Annotated in this window: 16 protein-coding genes and 1 pseudogene; 3 read left to right on the forward strand and 14 right to left on the reverse strand. The window is 57.4% G+C overall.

Features of this window, described 5'->3' with window-relative positions:
- Window positions 1–633 precede the first annotated feature (633 nt).
- The 7 genes from FD737_RS01690 to argH are packed head-to-tail and all read right to left on the reverse strand — an operon-like array spanning window position 634 to window position 7,652.
- Window positions 634–1,995, reverse strand: a complete 1,362-nt coding sequence (locus FD737_RS01690; RefSeq protein ID WP_160832547.1) for an MmgE/PrpD family protein — start codon at window positions 1,993–1,995, stop codon at window positions 634–636.
- Window positions 1,979–2,866 carry a polysaccharide deacetylase gene (locus FD737_RS01695; protein ID WP_160832548.1) on the reverse strand — a complete coding sequence of 296 codons (888 nt, stop codon included), beginning with the start codon at window positions 2,864–2,866 and terminating at the stop codon, window positions 1,979–1,981. Before FD737_RS01695 ends, FD737_RS01690 begins: the two co-directional genes overlap by 17 nt.
- Complete coding sequence (locus FD737_RS01700) at window positions 2,859–3,704, reverse strand: polysaccharide deacetylase (protein WP_034820981.1); 846 nt, start codon at window positions 3,702–3,704, stop codon at window positions 2,859–2,861. Before FD737_RS01700 ends, FD737_RS01695 begins: the two co-directional genes overlap by 8 nt.
- 12 nt (window positions 3,705–3,716) lie before the next feature.
- Window positions 3,717–4,538 carry an ABC transporter substrate-binding protein gene (locus tag FD737_RS01705; RefSeq protein WP_160832549.1) on the reverse strand — a complete coding sequence of 274 codons (822 nt, stop codon included), beginning with the start codon at window positions 4,536–4,538 and terminating at the stop codon, window positions 3,717–3,719.
- A 19-nt stretch (window positions 4,539–4,557) separates the two neighbouring features.
- A complete protein-coding gene (locus FD737_RS01710; RefSeq protein WP_034820986.1) occupies window positions 4,558–5,322 on the reverse strand; it encodes an amino acid ABC transporter ATP-binding protein in 765 nt (254 codons plus the stop codon).
- A gap of 13 nt (window positions 5,323–5,335) precedes the next feature.
- Window positions 5,336–6,214, reverse strand: coding sequence for an amino acid ABC transporter permease (locus FD737_RS01715; protein WP_160832550.1), 879 nt, complete (start codon window positions 6,212–6,214; stop codon window positions 5,336–5,338).
- Between the two features lie 10 nt (window positions 6,215–6,224).
- The gene (gene argH, locus FD737_RS01720; protein ID WP_160832551.1) at window positions 6,225–7,652 is read right to left on the reverse strand and encodes an argininosuccinate lyase; all 1,428 of its coding nucleotides are present in this window, start codon (window positions 7,650–7,652) and stop codon (window positions 6,225–6,227) included.
- Between the two features lie 157 nt (window positions 7,653–7,809).
- Between argH and FD737_RS01725 the strand changes: the two genes are divergently transcribed.
- A complete protein-coding gene (locus FD737_RS01725) occupies window positions 7,810–8,781 on the forward strand; it encodes a LysR family transcriptional regulator (protein ID WP_038648010.1) in 972 nt (323 codons plus the stop codon).
- A 10-nt stretch (window positions 8,782–8,791) separates the two neighbouring features.
- On the opposite strand, the gene FD737_RS01730 is transcribed toward FD737_RS01725, so the two are convergent.
- Both FD737_RS01730 and FD737_RS01735 read right to left on the reverse strand, forming a co-directional pair.
- The gene (locus FD737_RS01730; protein ID WP_160832552.1) at window positions 8,792–9,310 is read right to left on the reverse strand and encodes a GNAT family N-acetyltransferase; all 519 of its coding nucleotides are present in this window, start codon (window positions 9,308–9,310) and stop codon (window positions 8,792–8,794) included.
- Entirely contained in the window at window positions 9,307–9,870 is a 564-nt protein-coding gene (locus FD737_RS01735) for a helix-turn-helix domain-containing protein (RefSeq protein ID WP_160832553.1), read from the reverse strand. Before FD737_RS01735 ends, FD737_RS01730 begins: the two co-directional genes overlap by 4 nt.
- A 151-nt stretch (window positions 9,871–10,021) precedes the next feature.
- On the opposite strand from FD737_RS01735, the gene FD737_RS01740 reads away from it, so the two are divergent.
- The gene (locus tag FD737_RS01740; protein ID WP_160832684.1) at window positions 10,022–10,756 is read left to right on the forward strand and encodes a MerR family transcriptional regulator; all 735 of its coding nucleotides are present in this window, start codon (window positions 10,022–10,024) and stop codon (window positions 10,754–10,756) included.
- Between the two features lie 171 nt (window positions 10,757–10,927).
- Here FD737_RS01740 and FD737_RS01745 read toward each other — a convergent pair whose 3' ends face one another.
- The 4 genes from FD737_RS01745 to FD737_RS01760 are packed head-to-tail and all read right to left on the reverse strand — an operon-like array spanning window position 10,928 to window position 14,665.
- A complete protein-coding gene (locus FD737_RS01745; protein ID WP_160832554.1) occupies window positions 10,928–11,659 on the reverse strand; it encodes an ABC transporter permease in 732 nt (243 codons plus the stop codon).
- A complete protein-coding gene (locus tag FD737_RS01750; protein ID WP_160832555.1) occupies window positions 11,659–12,594 on the reverse strand; it encodes an ABC transporter ATP-binding protein in 936 nt (311 codons plus the stop codon). Before FD737_RS01750 ends, FD737_RS01745 begins: the two co-directional genes overlap by 1 nt.
- A complete protein-coding gene (locus FD737_RS01755; RefSeq protein WP_160832556.1) occupies window positions 12,587–13,753 on the reverse strand; it encodes an ABC transporter permease in 1,167 nt (388 codons plus the stop codon). The genes FD737_RS01750 and FD737_RS01755 overlap by 8 nt, the downstream gene beginning before the upstream one ends.
- 3 nt (window positions 13,754–13,756) lie before the next feature.
- Window positions 13,757–14,665: an ABC transporter substrate-binding protein gene (locus tag FD737_RS01760; protein ID WP_097117333.1), complete on the reverse strand. Its 909-nt coding sequence runs from the start codon at window positions 14,663–14,665 to the stop codon at window positions 13,757–13,759.
- A gap of 218 nt (window positions 14,666–14,883) precedes the next feature.
- Here FD737_RS01760 and FD737_RS01765 point away from each other — a divergent pair.
- A pseudogene (locus FD737_RS01765) lies at window positions 14,884–16,349 on the forward strand (MFS transporter).
- 29 nt (window positions 16,350–16,378) lie between these two features.
- On the opposite strand, the gene idi reads toward FD737_RS01765, so the two are convergent.
- Window positions 16,379–16,912, reverse strand: a complete 534-nt coding sequence (gene idi / locus FD737_RS01770; RefSeq protein ID WP_097117336.1) for an isopentenyl-diphosphate Delta-isomerase — start codon at window positions 16,910–16,912, stop codon at window positions 16,379–16,381.
- Between the last annotated feature and the right edge of the window lie 317 nt (window positions 16,913–17,229).

A 17,229-nucleotide genomic window follows, 5' to 3' on the forward strand; every position in this document is an offset into this window, starting at 1 on the left:
ACCTCTGCTGCTGCCGGGCAGTCCTCGCGCCGCTGACGCGGTGCCCTCGGCTTCCACGTCGTGCCTACGGAACGTTCGGGGATCGACCATCCCTGGTCGGCCCCGAACTGATCCACGCATCCCTGCGTGGATCTCCTGGCCCAACGTAAAAGCCTCAGCGCTGCGGATAGCCCTTGCAGCATCAGAGGTGCTCTGGCCTCAAATATTGTGCCCTTTTCGACAGCATTCACTTAAGCTCATCAGCCGGCTGTAAGATCTGGTTCAACATGCCCGCTATGGACTAAACCAGGCTGCCGTTAACAGTAAGCACGATGGTTAATGAGCAGGCTGGGGGCGCTTTGGCGCAGGCAATCCACAGCGCCGAGCAGAGTGAGTCTGCCAGGATAGCCCGCAGGACGCGGGCGAAAGGCGGGGCGGCACAGGGATGTGCCATCCCCCGCCGTTCCGTCAGGCAGACGAACGAAGTGAGGGTACCGCGTCAGCGGCGCGAGGACGCCAGCGCCAAAGCGCCCCCGGCCTGCGTCACCGCCTATTAGTAACAGCAGCGCCTGAAAATAAAATTGCGGAGATAAAAATTAACCTGCATACCCAAGGCACTGCGACAGGTTAGGTGCAAATTTTTACACCTACACCCTATGCACGAGCCAGCAGCGTCACCACTTCCTGCACATCCGCGACGTCATCCAGCTCCATGCAAATCGCTTCCAGCTGTTCAACCTGGTCAACGGGCAACACACGCCCCGCTAAGCTACGGTATTTAGCCAGCAGCGCTTCAAAGCTCAGCGGATTCGCGGGCGCACCAGACGGTACCGGCACATGCTGCTGCCACTGCTCGCTCTGCTGGGTTTCAATCCGCACCCACGGCTCGTCGTCACGCCCCTGCTGCTCATCAATCACCAGCTCAATCCTCGCCATAAAGGCTTCCACATTTGGATGCAGACGTTTGGCATCATCGTAGCTGGCCAGCTCGGCGGAACCGTACAGCGCACGCGCCGCCAGTGCATACGGCAGGCTCATTTGCGCACTTGCCAGGCTCTGCAACTCACGTCCGCCACACATCTCCAGCAGGAACGGATTCAGCCCTACCACGATACGTTCAATCTGCTCGACACGCACCGGGTGTTCTTTTAGCAGTAACCCCAGCGCATCAATCGCCGAATGCGTCCCACGACAAGCGGCATACGGCTTGATCGAGCAGCGCGCCAGCTTCCACACCACACCAAGGTCGGCGGTTAATGCAGCGGGTTGCTGTGTTTCAGCGGCCAGGGTTTGCAGGAATCCACCCCACTTCGCTTCAAATACCGCCGAGGGTCCGTTGATACCGCGCTGCGCCAACAAGGCCGCCTGCACGCCACCTTCAGCTGCACGTGCGGCATGCAGCTTTTTGGTGTGCGAGCCGTCGTGAATAAAGCCCCACAGCCCACCGCTAAAGCTGGCGGCAATGCCCATGGCCGACGCGCACTGATCGCGATCCAGCAGCAGCAGTGAACACACCGCCGCTGCGGCACCAAACACGCCACAGCTGGCGGTGGAGTGCCAGCCTGCGCCGTTATGCGCAGAGTAGCCGCCGCAAGCTTCCAGCACCCGGCGTCCGACGTCATAACCGATCACCATGGCCACCAGCAGCGCCTGACCGTCAACCGGCTGCGTCGCCAAAGGCAGTGCCGCCAGAATGGCGGGAATAACCACCGCGCCAGAGTGATCGCAGCCGCCGGTATCATCCAACTCATACATATGTGCGGCCACGCCGTTGAGCCATGCCGCCTGGCGTGGACTCACCTGCTTTGCACTTCCCCACACTTGTGCCTGCTGATGCCCACCTTCTGCGAACGCCAATGACAAACATTCGCGCCAGATAGGACTGTCGCTGCCCGCCAGTGACGCCCCGAGCGTATCAAGCAGATGGCGCTTCGCCTGTTCGACCAGCGCGTCAGGCAGCTGTTCAAAACGGGTGTCGGCGATAAATGCCGCCAGTTGTTCAAGCGTCGAGGCCATGCGCCCCTCCCGTGATGCGGGTAAACACTTCTGCCGGATGGGAAAAATCATTGTCCGGCTGCGTTTGCCAATGCGCCGCCACCTGCTCCGCCGTGGCGATCCACACATTGTGCTGTTGCAGCGTCTCGATCAGTTCACGCAGCAAGCCGATGCGCCCGGCAGTGCCGATAATTTCCGGATGCAGGCGCAGCAGATAACACAGGCCAAAGCGGTGGAAGCCGTGGAAGTCTTGTGTCATGTTCGCCAGCGTTTCGGCATAAGGTGCAATCCGCGACTGCCCCGGTGGGATGGCCGGGCTCAGGTTAAAGGCAAAATAGGGTTCATCTTCCAGGGTGTAGTGCATCGGCAGTTCCACCAGCCGCGTGCCGGGATGGAAGTAGGGCAGATCGTCGCCGCGCCAGCTTGATGACCAGCGAATACCCTGCTCCACCAGCGCTTCCGCCAGGCCCGGTTTCCACTGTCCTGCTGGGGTGCGGAAACCCTGAATCGGTTTGCCAGTAAACTGTGCCAGCTGGTAGCAGCCGCGCGTCACGCTGGCGAGCTGCTGCTCCAGCGACAACGCCGAGAAGTCTTCATGGCGCTCGCCGCTACAGGCAATTTCATGCCCATCGGCCACGATGCGTTTAATCAGCTCCGGTTGCTCTGTCGCCACAATTGCCGGTAAACACCAGCTGGCTTGCAGCTGTTTTTCTGCCAGTAACGCCAGCAAGCGATCCACACCGCGCAGGGTGCCATAACGCCATACCGACAGGGTTTTATCGCGTCCGGCGACGGCAGGTGCCTGGGTCAAAATACCGTGGATATCATTGAAATCGATGGTCAGGATGGCGGCGGACTGGAAGCCCAGCGGCCAGTGGGAAGATTCAGTCATGCTGTTGCTCCTGCAGATACCACTGCGCCACCGCATCACAGCGCGCAAACCACACGTCATCACGCGCCGTCATATGTTCAAACAGCTGCTCCAGCAGCAGGATGCGGCCCGGCTGACCGGAAATTTTCGGGTGGAACAGCGTGGTCAGGCACAGGCCTTCATCCATTGCGCCGTCGAATTCGCGCTGCCAGTTATCACGGGTATGCGCATAGCTGGCAATACGATCGCCGCCTTTCGGGAAGTCAGGCTGGCGCGTATAGGCCAGCGAGGCGTAATCATCCATCTCCCACTTACCGGGGATCTCGACCAGCGGCGTGTGACCCGCCACCGGGATGCTGTAAGGACGATCGTCGCCGCGCATGCTGCTGGAATAAATCACCCCAGCATCACGCAGAATTTGTGGCGTTTCGGCATGCCAGTCACCTGACGGCGTGCGGAAACCGCAGGCGGTGATGCCCAAATGCTGTTTAAAGATTTCAGCGGATTTCGCCATCACGGCACGCTGTTCATCCGGCGAAATCGCCCAGAAAGATTCGTGACGATAGCCGTGATAGGCCACTTCGTGGCCTTGTTCGATAATCGCCTGACACTGCTGCGGCCACTGCTCCACGACCCACGCTGGTACAAAAAACGTGGCGGGAATCTGGAAAGCGCGCAGCAGGTCGAGCAATCGCCCGAGCGCACGGTACGGCCCATACGCACCAAAGGTGAAATATTCTGGCGTTGACCACAGGCTGCCATTCAACATGGCATCGCCGGTGGGACCATCAAGGTCAAACGCCAGCGCCATACAGCCGCGTTTCCCCTGCGGCCAGCGCACTGCGCCCGGTTGTTGCATCGCTACGCTCCTTTAGCCCTGGTTCACGGTCGCCTGAGTCACGCCATTGTCAGCCAGACCCCATTTCGCGAGGATCTTCTGGTAGCTGCCATCAGCAATCATCGCGTCAATCGCCGCTTGTACCGCAGTGGTCAGCTCGCTGGCATCTTTACCAATCGCCATGCCGGTGTACTGGAAGGAGAAGGCTTTATCGAGCGGCTTATATTTACCTTTTTCAAGATCCATGATGTACGGCAGCGTTTCACTCCCCTGCACCACACCATCCAGACGGTTCTGACGCAGCTGGGTGCGTGCATCCGCCGTACCTTCGGCGCCGACGACGATGATGGCTGGCTTACCGGCGGCTTCGCAGTGCGCTTTAGACCAGTTGGCAATCTCTACCGGGAAAGTGGTACGACGGCTGGTGCCAACCTTCTTACCACACAGATCCATGGCGCTATTGATGTCGCTGCGCGCTGCCTGAGTGTAGAACTGCGGACCGGTTTTAAAGTAATCGATAAAGTTAACCACCTTCTGGCGCTCTTTGGTGTCGGTCATGCCGGACATCACCAAATCAACACGCTTGGTCACCACCGCGTTCACCATCTGCTCAAAGGCGATCTCCTGCCAGTTGATCTTCACGCCCAGTTTCTCACCGATCGCCTGACCGAGATCGTAATCCACGCCGGTGAGTTGGTTGGTGGCCGGATCTTTAAAATCCATTGGCGGATAGTTCGGCATGATTGCCACAGTCAGGCCTTTCTCTTTGATGGCGGCTGGCACGGCGATATCCGCCCAGGCAGAAGATTGCAGTAACAGCGCGGCACTGATGGCACTCAATAACAGTTTTTTCATGTTTTTCACCCCGGTCACGTTAAAGAAGAATCGCGTTAATAAAGTTTTTCATCCGTGGGTTTTGCGGGTTCAGCAGAATGTCTTCTGGTGCGCCCTGCTCGATAATGCGTCCCTCGTCCATAAACACCACCTGGTTCGCCACTTCACGGGCAAAGCCCATCTCGTGAGTGACCACCAGCATAGTGGTGCCCTCTTTTGCTAACTGGCGCATCACCGCCAGCACTTCGCCGACCATCTCCGGATCCAGCGCCGAAGTGGGTTCGTCAAACAGCATCAGTTTCGGTTTCATCGCCAGCGCACGGGCAATCGCCACACGCTGCTGCTGCCCGCCAGACAGTGACTGCGGATAGTCGTGCGCTTTGTGCGCCAGACCGACGCGATCCAGCAGCGCCATCGCCTCTTCACTGGCTTCGCGTTTTGGACGCAGCAGGACGCGGCACGGCCCTTCGATAATGTTCTCCAGCGCGGTTTTGTGCGGGAACAAGTTAAAGCGCTGGAAAACCATGCCAGTTTGCAGACGCTGGCGAGCAATCTGCTTATCGCTCAGCGCATGCAGTTTGTTGCCCGCAATGCGATAGCCCGCTAATTCGTTGTCGACCCAAATGCCACCCTGATCGACCTTCTCCAGCTGATTAATGCAGCGCAGGAAGGTACTTTTACCGGAGCCGGATGGCCCGAGAATGCACATCACCTCGCCGTAATTCACTTCGAGGCTGACATCCTTGAGCGCATGGAACTGGTCGAAATATTTGTTCACCTTGACGGCGCGCACGATGTTTCTCATCTCTCTCTCCCAATTACTGACGCTGGCGGTGGCCGCGTGAGAAGAAGCGCTCAAGGCGACTCTGACCAAACGACAGCACGGTGACGATGATCAGGTACCAGATGCCCGCCACGAACAGCAGTTCCATCACGCGCGCATTGGCGAAGTAGATGGTTTGCGTGTTGTAGAGCAGTTCGGAGTACTGAATCATGCTGGCCAGACTGGTGGTTTTGATCATGCTGATGAATTCGTTACCCACCGGCGGCAAAATCACGCGCATCGCCTGCGGCAAAATGATGCGCTGCAGCGCTTGCAGACGCGGCATGCCAATCGCCTTCGCCGCTTCGTACTGTCCGGTATCCACGGACAGCAAACCGGCGCGCACCACTTCGGAGGTATAAGCCCCCTGGTTGATGCTCAGACCCAGCAGTGCCGCGAGGAACGGCGTCATGATGGTGACGGTTTGCACGCTGAACACGCCCGGAATACTGATGGTGGGAAACACCAGCGCGAGGTTGAACCACAGCAGCAGTTGCAGAATCAACGGCGTGCCACGGAAGATCCAGGCGTAACCCACGGCGATGTAGTGCAGCACCGGATTGGGCGACATATACATAATCGCGGTGATCACGCCGAACAGGATGCCGAGTCCCATTGCCAGCACCGACATAATCAGCGTGTTCACCACGCCGTTAAGGATTGCCTGGGCAGTAAAGAACTGGCCGACAAACGACCATTCAATGTTGCCGTGGGCGAAGGCGTTGACCAGCAATGCCAGCAGCACCAGGATCACCGCTGAAGCCGTGATGCGGCCGTAATAGCGGCGTGGCACCACCTGATAGCGATCCAGATCGTAATGCATCTGCTCGCGGCTATTTTTCAAGCTGGGTTCAACCGGGGTGGATTGGGACATAGACGTCTCCTCAGGCGCGCGGGCCAGCGTAATCTTCAGTCCAGCGCTGCTGGTCCTGCATCAGGATTTGCAAACGCGCGAGCTGTTCGCGCACGCGGGCCGGTGCGGTGCCGCCATAGCCGCTACGTGCCGCCAGTGCCGCTTCCAGCGTCAGGGCACTGCGCACTTCTGGCGTTAAGCGTGCATCGACAGCTTGCAACTGCGCATCGCTCAGGTCGGACAGGCCGCAATTTTCGCGTTCACACAGTTGCACCAGCTGGCCGGTGATTTCATGGGCTTCACGGAACGGCACGCCGCGCATCGCCAGCCAGTCGGCCACTTCGGTGGCCAGAGTGAAACCGTCCGGTGCCTGTTCGCGCATGACGTCGGTGTTGAATTTCAGCGTCGACATCATGCCGGCCATGGCAGGCAGCACCAGCAGCAGCGTGTCCACGGCATCAATCACGTTGCGTTTGTCATCGCTCAGGTCGCGGTTGTAGGAGAGCGGCATGGCTTTCATGGTGGTGAGCAGTGCCATCAGGTTGCCGACCAGACGACCAGAACGACCACGTGTCAGTTCGGCAATGTCCGGGTTTTTCTTCTGCGGCATGATTGAGCTGCCGGTGGCATAGCTGTCATGCAGCTCCACCCAACGGAACTGGCGCGAAGCCCACATGCACACCTCCTCGCACAGGCGCGAAAGGTTGATACCGATCATGCTGGTGACGAACAGGAATTCAGCGGCGTAATCGCGGCTGGCCACCGCATCAATCGAGTTTTCGCACGGTGCGAGGTAAGCCAGGTCTTCAGCGGCTTTTTCCGGCTGGCGCGCAATCGCCGATCCGGCCATCGCTGCGGCACCGAGTGGGCAGCGCGCGCTGCGGCGATCCCAGTCCTGCATGCGCTCAATGTCGCGGGCAAAAGATTGCGCATGAGCCAGCAGTTGATGACCGAACACAATCGGCTGTGCCTGCTGTAAATGGGTAAAGCCTGGCGCCACGCTTTCGGTGTGCTGTGCGGCTTGCTCGACCAGAGATTGCTGCAGAGCCAGTAAAGCACTCACGACTTTGCGGCCGTTGTCACGCAAGTAGAGGCGCAAATCGTTGACGGTCTGATCGTTACGCGAACGGCCGGCGCGCAGTTTTCCGCCCAATGGTCCTAAGCGCTCGGTCAGTGCGCGTTCAATAAAGGTATGAACATCTTCGTCAGCCGCAATCGGATGCAGATTACCCGCACGATAATCGGCATCCAGCGCATCAATCGCCGCCAGCATGGTATGGAGTTCTTCGCTGCTCAGCAGATCGCCGCGAGCCAGCTCACGGGCATGTGCCCGGCAGCCTGCTAAATCGTAAGGTGCCAGGGCAAAGTAATAATCCGGGCTGCGCGACAGCGCGGTTAAACTGGCCGCCGGTGCCGCTTTAAAGCGCGCACCCCATAACAGTTCGGCATTATCAGACATGCTATTTCCCCTTGCAGATACTCGTCAGCGATATGAAAAAGATATGAATGAACCAGAGGTGATAATAAAAACTTATTTCACACTCACACTGGTAAATACGTCATATTTCAGGTTCACTGTACTTTCACCGCAATTATTCCGGAGTTGAATAGCAAAGATGGAAAGTAAAGTTTCCCAGTCTGGAAACAATGCAAATAATCGCGGCGATAATGCGGTTCTGGCACTGAGTAATATCGATTTAAAATTGCTTCGCGTATTTAAATGCGTGGTGGAAGCCGGGGGATTAACCGCTGCCAGCAACGAACTGAATATTGGTTTAGCCGCCATCAGTAAGCAGGTTTCCGATCTGGAGATTCGTCTCGGCATGACGTTATGCAGCCGTGGGCGCGAAGGCTTTGAACTGACGCAGTACGGCATTAATGTCTATCAGGCCACACTGGAGCTGTTCGTCTCCCTGAATCTGTTCCGCGAACGTCTGCATAACAGCCGCAATGAGTTGCTGGGTGACATCGCGATTTGCGTGGTGGATAACACCATTTCTGATCCGCACTCCCCGGTCACCGCGGCGGTGCAACAGTTGCACCAGAAAGCACCAAAGGTGCAGATTCGCTTACAGACTGCGCAATTAGATGATATTGAACGCGGGATGAGTGAAGGCCGTTTTCATTGTGGTATTGCGCCGGTTTATGAAATGAAAAGTGATTTTGATTACTTCCCGCTTTATAAAGAATATTCGAAATTATATTGCTCAATGTCACATCCTTTATATTCTGGATCTTGTGATAAGAATATATCGGTGGAAATATTACGTGAGCAGAAAATCATTAATCATTTATATGTGACGCCGCGCGATGACCGCCGCCTCATTCCATTACAGGACAGCGGTGCGCAGGCGGTGCAAGTGGAATCCGTCGCCATGCTGATTTTAACCGGGCACTTTATTGGTTATTTACCCGAGCACTATGCCGCGCCCTTTATTGCGCGGGGGCAGCTGTGTGAATTGGGTGATGAATCGGTACGTCGGGAAAATCCGTTCTGCCTGATGATGAAAAAAGGCCGGAAAATTAATCCGATTATCCGGCTGTTCATGCAATCACTGGGCCTGGCCGAGGCCGAAGAGGCGCACTAAGTTGGTGCGATCACACCACCACTTTATACATCACCGTGGTGGCATTTAACGCCCCTTCCGTCGATTCGGCGTACAACGGAATGGAACCCGCAATTTGCCAGTCCATCGATAAGTAAAGCTGCGTAGCCACATCGCCGCTGCGCGTATCCAACACCAGCAGCGTTTTGCCCTGCTCAACCGCTAATTGCTCAGCCTGCTGCATCAGACGAGTTGCAATTCCCTGGCGACGAGCAGCGGGATGTACCAGCAATTTACTGATCTCCGCGCGATGACGCCCATTCGGCATGGCGCTAAACCCGACCATTACCGTCGCAACAATCACACCCTGCTGCCGCGCCACCAGCAGCTGATTATCGCCGCTTGCCAGGCTGTAGATTTTATCCTGCCAGAAGCGTTCCATCGCTGCGCGGTCGTCGGCATCAATAAAACCGACGCTGGCCCCGTCAGCCACGCACCCCTGCAGCACCTCGGTCAACGCGGCTAGCAGGGGCTGTGCCTGAGTGGCACTTAACTGTTCAATTTCAATCATGGTTTGCACACCACCAGAATGTAACGCGCGCCGCCTTCAGGATGCGCCTGGAATGATGATTTGCCGGTGAGATGAAAACGCAGGCAATCCCCCGCCTGCAATGTCCAGCGTTGATCGTCCATGGTGAACGTCAGCTCGCCAGATTGCAGCCAGATATGCTGCTCCAGCCCCTGTACCGGCGGTGCGTCATAATCGATACGCGCACCGGGTTGCAACACGCTCTCAACCAGTTCGGCCTTGAAATGGCTGGCGGGCGGCGAGACACTGCGACGCAGATAACCGCTGGCATCGTCGCGCCAAACGCTCTGATCGCTCGCTTTCAGCAGCAGCGCGGCCTCATCTTCCACTTCACTCAACAGGCGCGACATGGTCAAGCCGTAGGCGACACATAGTCGGTTAAGCAAAGCGGCTGTGGGGCTGGTCTCCGCCCGTTCAATGCGCGACAATGAAGCCCGGCTGATGCCGGTAGCCATCGCCAGTTCGTCCAGTGACCAGCCACGTTGCACACGCAATTCGGCTAATCGTGCGGCCAGTCGATCTTCGGTATCCGGTACAGACATGTCCACCTCTCATATTTGGGAAATAATTCTCACATATGAAATAAAGCCTCAATTTGCTTAAAACGTCAAGTTGTACAAATATAAAAGAGTTGTACAACCCAAACGAGGCGGTTAAGGTGTTGTAATGCAGGTCAGAATTTTCGAGGACGCCATGGCCTTATACAGTATCGGCGATGTTGCCGAACGCTGTGGAATCAACCCGGTAACGCTACGCGCCTGGCAGCGCCGTTACGGTTTACTAAAACCCCAGCGTACAGAAGGCGGTCATCGCCAGTTTGATGATGAAGATGTTCAGCGCATTGAGGAGATCAAGCGCTGGATAGAAAGCGGTGTGCCTGTTGGCAAGGTGAAAGCCTTGCTGGAAGGCCAAACCGTTAATGTGCACGATGGCTGGACCGCGCTGCAGGAAGAGCTGATGAGCGTGCTGCGTCACGTTCGTCCGGCTAAATTGCGCACCAAAATTGCCACCATAGGCCGCGAACATCCGGTAGATGCGTTAATCGATCACGTGTTTGTGCCCGTGCGTCAGCGCCTGGGATTGGATCAACACACCGCCCGTACCATGTGTAGCCTGTTAGATGGCGCGCTGATTGATTACGTGGCGTTTTGTCTCGCGGGCGGCCGTAAAAAAACCGGTAAGGATGCTTTGATGATTGGCTGGGGCGTGGAAGATCGCACCCGCCTGTGGCTTGAAGCCTGGCGCTTGTCGCAGCAGGGCTGGCGTATGGATGTCTTAGCCGAGCCGCTGGATATGCCGCGTCCTGAGCTGTTCCCTGGTCAGAATCTGTTTATCTGGACCGGTAAAAAACCGACGCGTCGGCAACTGGAGCAGTTTGAACACTGGCAGGCACAAGGGTTTGCCACTCATATTCACGATCCCGCCTGACAAAAAATCGCACACACGGCCTTTGCCTCGCCGGGTGTGCGCGTTATCATGCCGCACTCCATGACTCTTCTCAGGTTTCTCTTATGAACTGGAATAAAATTCTCATTGGCTCCCTGTTTGCCGTGATGGCCATTGGTGGCATGGGTGGCATGATGCTGGTGGGCTACAGCCTTATCCTTCCCAGCCACTGAGTTGACGTTGCACGCGTTCTAACACGCGGTCGCAAATCAGTGCCAGCAGCGCGACCAGCAGCGCCCCCTGAATCACATAAGCGGTGTTAAAGCCGCTCAGTCCGATAATCACCGGCGAGCCCAGGCTTTCTGCGCCCACTGTCGACGCGATGGTCGCGGTGCCGATGCTGATCATCACCGAGGTACGCACGCCTGCCATGATCACCGGTGCGGCTAGCGCCAGCTCAATCTGCCACAAGCGCCGCCATGGCCCCATGCCCAGCCCCACGGCAATTTCCCGGTTGCTGTCCGGCACGCTGTCTAAACCTGCCAGCGTTCCCTGCAAAATAGGCAACAATCCGTAAAGAAACAGCGCCATGATGGCCGGTGTCGCGCCAAAGCCCATCACCGGCACGGCTATCGCCAGCACCGCTACCGGAGGAAAGGTCTGCCCCGCTGCCGCCAGCGTCTCCAGTAACGGCCTGAACGCCCGCCCGGCGCGTCGCGTCGCAAAAACACCACTGCCTACGCCAAAAAAAATCGCCAGTGCGCTGCCGCTGATCACCAATGACAGATGTGCGAGGGCCAGCCGCCAGAAGCTCTCTTGCTGATACAACGGACGTTCCAGCTGCGGGAACCAGTGGGCAAACAGCGGTGCACTATGCGGCAACCCCCACAGCAGCAGCAGAAACACCGCCAGCAGCCAGTACAGTGGATCGCGCCAGACACGCATCAGATCCCCTCCCGCTGGCGCAGCAGATCGCTGAAGTGCAGGACACCCAACGGCTGTTGATGTTGATCGATCACCGGCAGTTTGTCGGTGCGCCGAGCGATAAACTGTGACAGCGCCTCGCGCAGCGTCAGGTGCGCGGCTATTGGCTCACCGTCCAGCCACTCGCCGCGCCGCGCGGCGCTGCCAGCACGTCCCAATGCCAGCAGTCGCACGCCAAGCTCGCTGCGGCCAAAGAATTCGCGGGCGAAATCCGTGGCAGGCTGCGTCAGCAACTCAATCGGCTTGCCTTGCTGCACGATTTCACCGCCGTCCATCAACACCAGTTGATCCGCCAGCGTCAGCGCTTCGTCGATGTCGTGCGTCACTAGCACCACCGTGCGTCCTGACAGCTTCTGAATACGCAGCATCTCCTGTTGCAGCGCCTGACGGTTCACCGGATCGAGCGCGCCAAAGGGCTCATCCATCAGCAACAATTCGGGATCGGCGGCCAGCGCGCGCGCCACGCCAACCCGCTGCTGTTGTCCGCCGGAAAGTTGATGGGGAAAACGCGTCGCCAGATGCGTATCCAGATTGAGCAGCGCCAGCAGTTCCTCTACGCGCTGTTGAATTTTTGCCTGCGGCCAGCCGAGCAGTGACGGCACGGTAGCGATATTCTTTGCCACGTTCCAATGCGGGAACAGGCCAATCGACTGGATGGCATAGCCAATACGCCGCCGCAGCGCACGTGCATCCATGCGTTCAATCGGTTCACCGGCAAAGCGGATTTCGCCGCTGTCATGCTCCACCAGCCGGTTGATCATTTTCAGCGTGGTGGATTTGCCCGAGCCGGAGGTGCCGATCAGCACGGTGAAACTGCCCTTCTCAATATGCAAAGTGAGATCGCGCACCGCTGCTTTGCCCGCAAACATTTTGCTTACCTGGTGAAACTCAATCATCGGTTCTCTCCAGCAGTGCCGACAGTAAACGCAATGCGGCATCAAACACCACCGCCAGCGCCACCACCGGAATCACGCCCAGCAACACCAAATCCAGTGCGCTGCTGAGTAATCCCTGAAATACAATGGCGCCAAAGCCACCGGCACCAATCAGCGCCGCGACCACCGCCAGTCCAATGGTTTGCACCACCACCACACGCAAGCCCGAAAGCCACACCGGCAGCGCCAGCGGGAGTTCGGCGTGCCAGAACTGTTGCAGTGCACTCATGCCCATACCGCGTGCGGTTTCGCGCACCTCCTGCGGCACCTGCTGCAATCCGGCCACCACGCTGCGCACTAGCGGCAGCAGCGCATACAACACCAGTGCGATTAGCGCGGGCGCCAGACCAATGCCGCTGATGCCCCAACTCGCCAGCACCGGGAAGTGAGCCACCAGCCCCGCCAGCGGCGCAATCAGCAGGCCAAACAGCGCCACGGAAGGCACAGTCTGGATCAGGTTGAGTACGCTGAAAGCGGCACTTTGCCAGCGCGGTCGTCGGGCAATCGCTAATCCCAGCGGTAAACCTATCAACAACGTGGGGAGTAATGTGCCGCCCAGCAACAGCAGATGCTGGCTAAAGGCCGCATCAAACACCGCCGTACGGTTGGCATACTCTTTCATCAGGGAGAGATGGTCGAGGTGACCGCTGAGCAATAACAGCAGCGGAACAATCCAGATTTGCAGATTCAGCAGAATTCGCCACGGCGTGCTGGCCGTGAGCTGGCGGATAGCCTCAGCGGCCAGCAATAAAGCCAGCGCCGCCGCACACCATAAACCGCTGCCAAAGGCCGTGCGTGCCAGCGGGCTGCCGCTGTTAGCCAGCTGCGCCGCCGTCTGCCCGCCAATAAAGATCAGCAGCGCAAACAGAATCTCAGCGTCCAGCAATGCCATCACCAGATTGCGACGCCGTGGCTTCCACCACAACCCTTGCCATAGCCACAGTAACGGCAGCAGCAACAGCCAGGATTGCGTGACCTGCCACAGCATTAGCGGCTGGCCGGACACCAGGCGGTTGGCGGCGAAACTGAGTAACGGCAAGGTAGCCAGAGCCAGCGTGATCAGCAGCGTTAACACCAGCAGCACCGGCTGCTGGCGCGGTCTTGATAACAGTAACGGCACCGCTTACAGCAACTTATTCTGCTGTAGCCACTGTTTCGCCACCTGGCTGGCATCCTGACCATCAACCGCAATCTGTGCATTGAGTTGTTGCAGGGTTTTCTCATCCAGCTTACTGAACACCGGCTGCAACCAGTTACCGATCTCCGGATACTGTTTCAGCACGCTTTCCCGAATCACTGGCGCAGGGGCATAAATTGGCTGCACGCCTTTGGGATCGGTCAGCGTTTGCAAACCGAGCGCCGCCACCGGGCCATCGGTGCCATAGGCCATGGCTGCGTTGACGCCAGAGGTTTGCTGTGCCGCCGCTTTGATGGTTACCGCCGTATCACCGCCCGCCAGCGACAGTAGCTGTGACTGATCCAGCTTGAAGTTGTAGGCTTTTTCAAAAGCGGGTAGCGCATCGCTGCGTTCGATAAATTCCGCCGACGCCGCCAGTTTAAAGGTGCCGCCTTTTTTCAGGTAGGCGCTGAGATCGTCGAGGGAGTTGAGACTATTTTTCTGTGCCACATCGCCGCGCACCGCGATGGTCCAGGTATTGTTGGCGGGCGCAGGGGTTAACCACACCAGATGATTTTTATCCGCATCGAGCTTTTTCACCTTCTCATAGCCCTGCTGCGCATTTTTCCAGGCAGCATCTTTCTCATCACTGAAGAAGAAAGCGCCGTTGCCGGTGTATTCCGGGTAGATATCCAGTTCACCTGCGGTGATGGCTCCGCGCACGACCTGCGTGGTGCCGAGCTGGATCTTGTTAACGGTTTTCACCCCATGTTTATCCAGCACCTGCAGAATAATGTTGCCTAACAGCGAGCCTTCCGTATCTATCTTTGAACCGACCTTAACCGGATCGGCCGCATTTGCAGCGCCCACACTCATCGCTAATGCGATCATCCCCAATAAACCCTGCTTAATCATGCCGCTGTCCTCTGCTTATGTTTTCAGTCTGTGACTATCAAGCGTAGCCTGGCGAAACAGGATGGGGGCGGTCAAGCGCCTCAGTTCGAGCTTTTTCTGCTATTTAATGCGCATTGCTTATAACTCATTCGCAGGACATATAACCAAATGGAATTTTTAATGCGTAGGTACAGGCTTATTCTCATAGTCCCACTCTTTACAATAAAATACATAACATCATGTCCGACTTAGCTTCTCCGGCGCACGTGGCGCTGGCAGGGAATACGCCGACTGGCGAAACCAAATGGATTCGCAGCGCGGCTGACGTATCGAATCTCGTGAACAACAGCAACGAGTCTCGCAGCAATGCGCGCATCGTGGTGGCCATCGCCCTCGGCGGTGTGTTCCTCGATGCCTACGACCTTGGCGCACTGGCCTTTGGTATCAAAGATGTCACGCGCGAATTTAACCTGACGCCGACCGGCACCGGGATGGTGGCCTCCGCGATTACCTTCGGCGCGATTGTGGGTGCGCTGATTGGCGGTTATCTCACCGATAAAATTGGCCGCTACCGCGTGTTTATGGCGGATATGTTCTTCTTTGTGGTTGCAGCGCTGGCCTGCGCCTTTGCCCCGAACGAATACGTGTTGGGCGGTGCACGCTTTGTGATGGGATTGGGCGTGGGCATCGATCTTCCTGTCGCCATGGCGTTTCTTGCCGAGTTTTCAAACTGCGCGGGCAAGGGAATAAGGCCGCCAGCGTGGCAATGTGGTGTCCCACCTGGTATGCGGCAATCAGTATTTCATATCTGCTGGTGCTGCTGCTGTATGCGGTGCTGCCGGAAAGTCACACCGACTGGTTGTGGCGACTGATCCTCGGCTTCGGCGCGGTACCTGCGCTGCTGATTATTGCCATTCGCAGCCGTTATATGAGTGAGTCTCCAGTGTGGGCGGCCAATCAGGGCAACCTGCACGGCGCCGCGCAGATCCTGCAGCGCTCCTACAACATCAATGCCCATGTCGCGGAAGATGCCGAACTGACGCAGGCCAAGCCGGTGCGCAAAGCCAGCTGGCGTAACTATGGCGCGCTGCTGCAGGGGGTTTATCGTCGTCGAACCATACTGGCAACCGTGACGTCCATCGCCTCATCATTTGCTTATAACGCGGTGGCCTTTGGCCTGCCGGTGATCATCTCCAGCTTCTTTGCGCAATCGATGCTGACCACTATTTTGGTGTCGCTGGCGTTGAATCTGCTGTTCGCTTTCGTGGGTGGCTTGCTGGCCGTGCGTCTGGTGCCGCGTCTCGGCGCGTGGAAGATGTCGGTGGCGGGTTACAGCTGTCAGTGCATTGCCCTTCTGGGGTTAGCGCTGATTGGTCGCCCGGAAGGCGGTGAACAAGCGGCACTGGCGATTGCGATGCTGGCGCTGTTCCTGTTTGGTCAGGGGTTCGGTCCGGGCTCACACACCATGACCTTTGCCTCGCTGAGCTACCCTGCTTCACTGCGCGGCGTGGGGGTTGGTTTTAACCAGACGCTGATGCGCGGCAGTTCAACCGTGTCGCTGTTCCTGTTCCCACTACTGGTGGCGGCATTCGGCACCGGCGTGTTCTGGGTGATTTTCCTCGCCCCGCTGATTGGCTTGCTGGCGCTGCTGGCGATCCGCTGGGAGCCCTCAGGCTACGATGTGGATGCGGAAGACTTCACTTGAGACAACAACGCCCCCTTAAGGGGCGTTTTTTATGCGGTCAGGCGGAAATCGCCAAACGTATGGGGAATGCGCGGGAAGGTGTGCAGGAACCAGGGCGTAAATTGTTCGGGTTGATCCAGCATCTCCTGCTGAATCTGCTCAATCGAGCGATAACACCAGGCATCCGCTTCTTCCGGATTCAGGTTGGGTTCAATATCACTGGTGGCGAAGAATACATGACCATACTCGTGCTCGGTCAGACCGTTGCTTAATGGCAGGTTGTAGCTCAGTTCGAACACTGGCGTCAGCGCTACTTGCATCCCCATCTCTTCACGCAAGCGACGTTCAGCGGCATCCCGGGTCGATTCCTGCGGATAAGGGTGGCCGCAGCAGGTGTTGCTCCACAAGCCGCCACAATGATATTTACCGTTTGCACGACGTTGCAGCAGCAGTTCATGGCGCGAATTGAACACGTAGACCGTCACCGCACGATGCAGCAATCCTTTCTCATGTACTTCCAGCTTTTCCATCTTGCCGGTGGGACGATCGAGGTGGTCGACGAGAATAACTTCAATGGCGGGCATGACAACTCCTTCAGATAATTCTCAGCTATTGTACACAACCTCAAAGACTGAAACTGAGGAAATCGCGCACATTCCGTGCGCTTAAGTAGAGAAATTTAAGCTTAGCAGTCATCAGACAAAGCGGTAACGACTCAGGATGTAGAATTCAAATCGGCCAACCATGGGCGCTATAAAGTCGTCATCGTTATCAGCCAGGATGCGGAGGCGTGCACAGTCCCGGGCCGCCTTGAGTCTGTCGTCGCCACGCTCTGACCGCTTAATTCCGCCTATGCGCACAGATAAGGCGGCCCCCTCTTAAAGGGCAGCCTGATTTGACT

Origin of the sequence: Pantoea sp. Seng (genome assembly GCF_009829935.1) — a bacterium.
Classification (GTDB): domain Bacteria; phylum Pseudomonadota; class Gammaproteobacteria; order Enterobacterales; family Enterobacteriaceae; genus Pantoea; species Pantoea communis.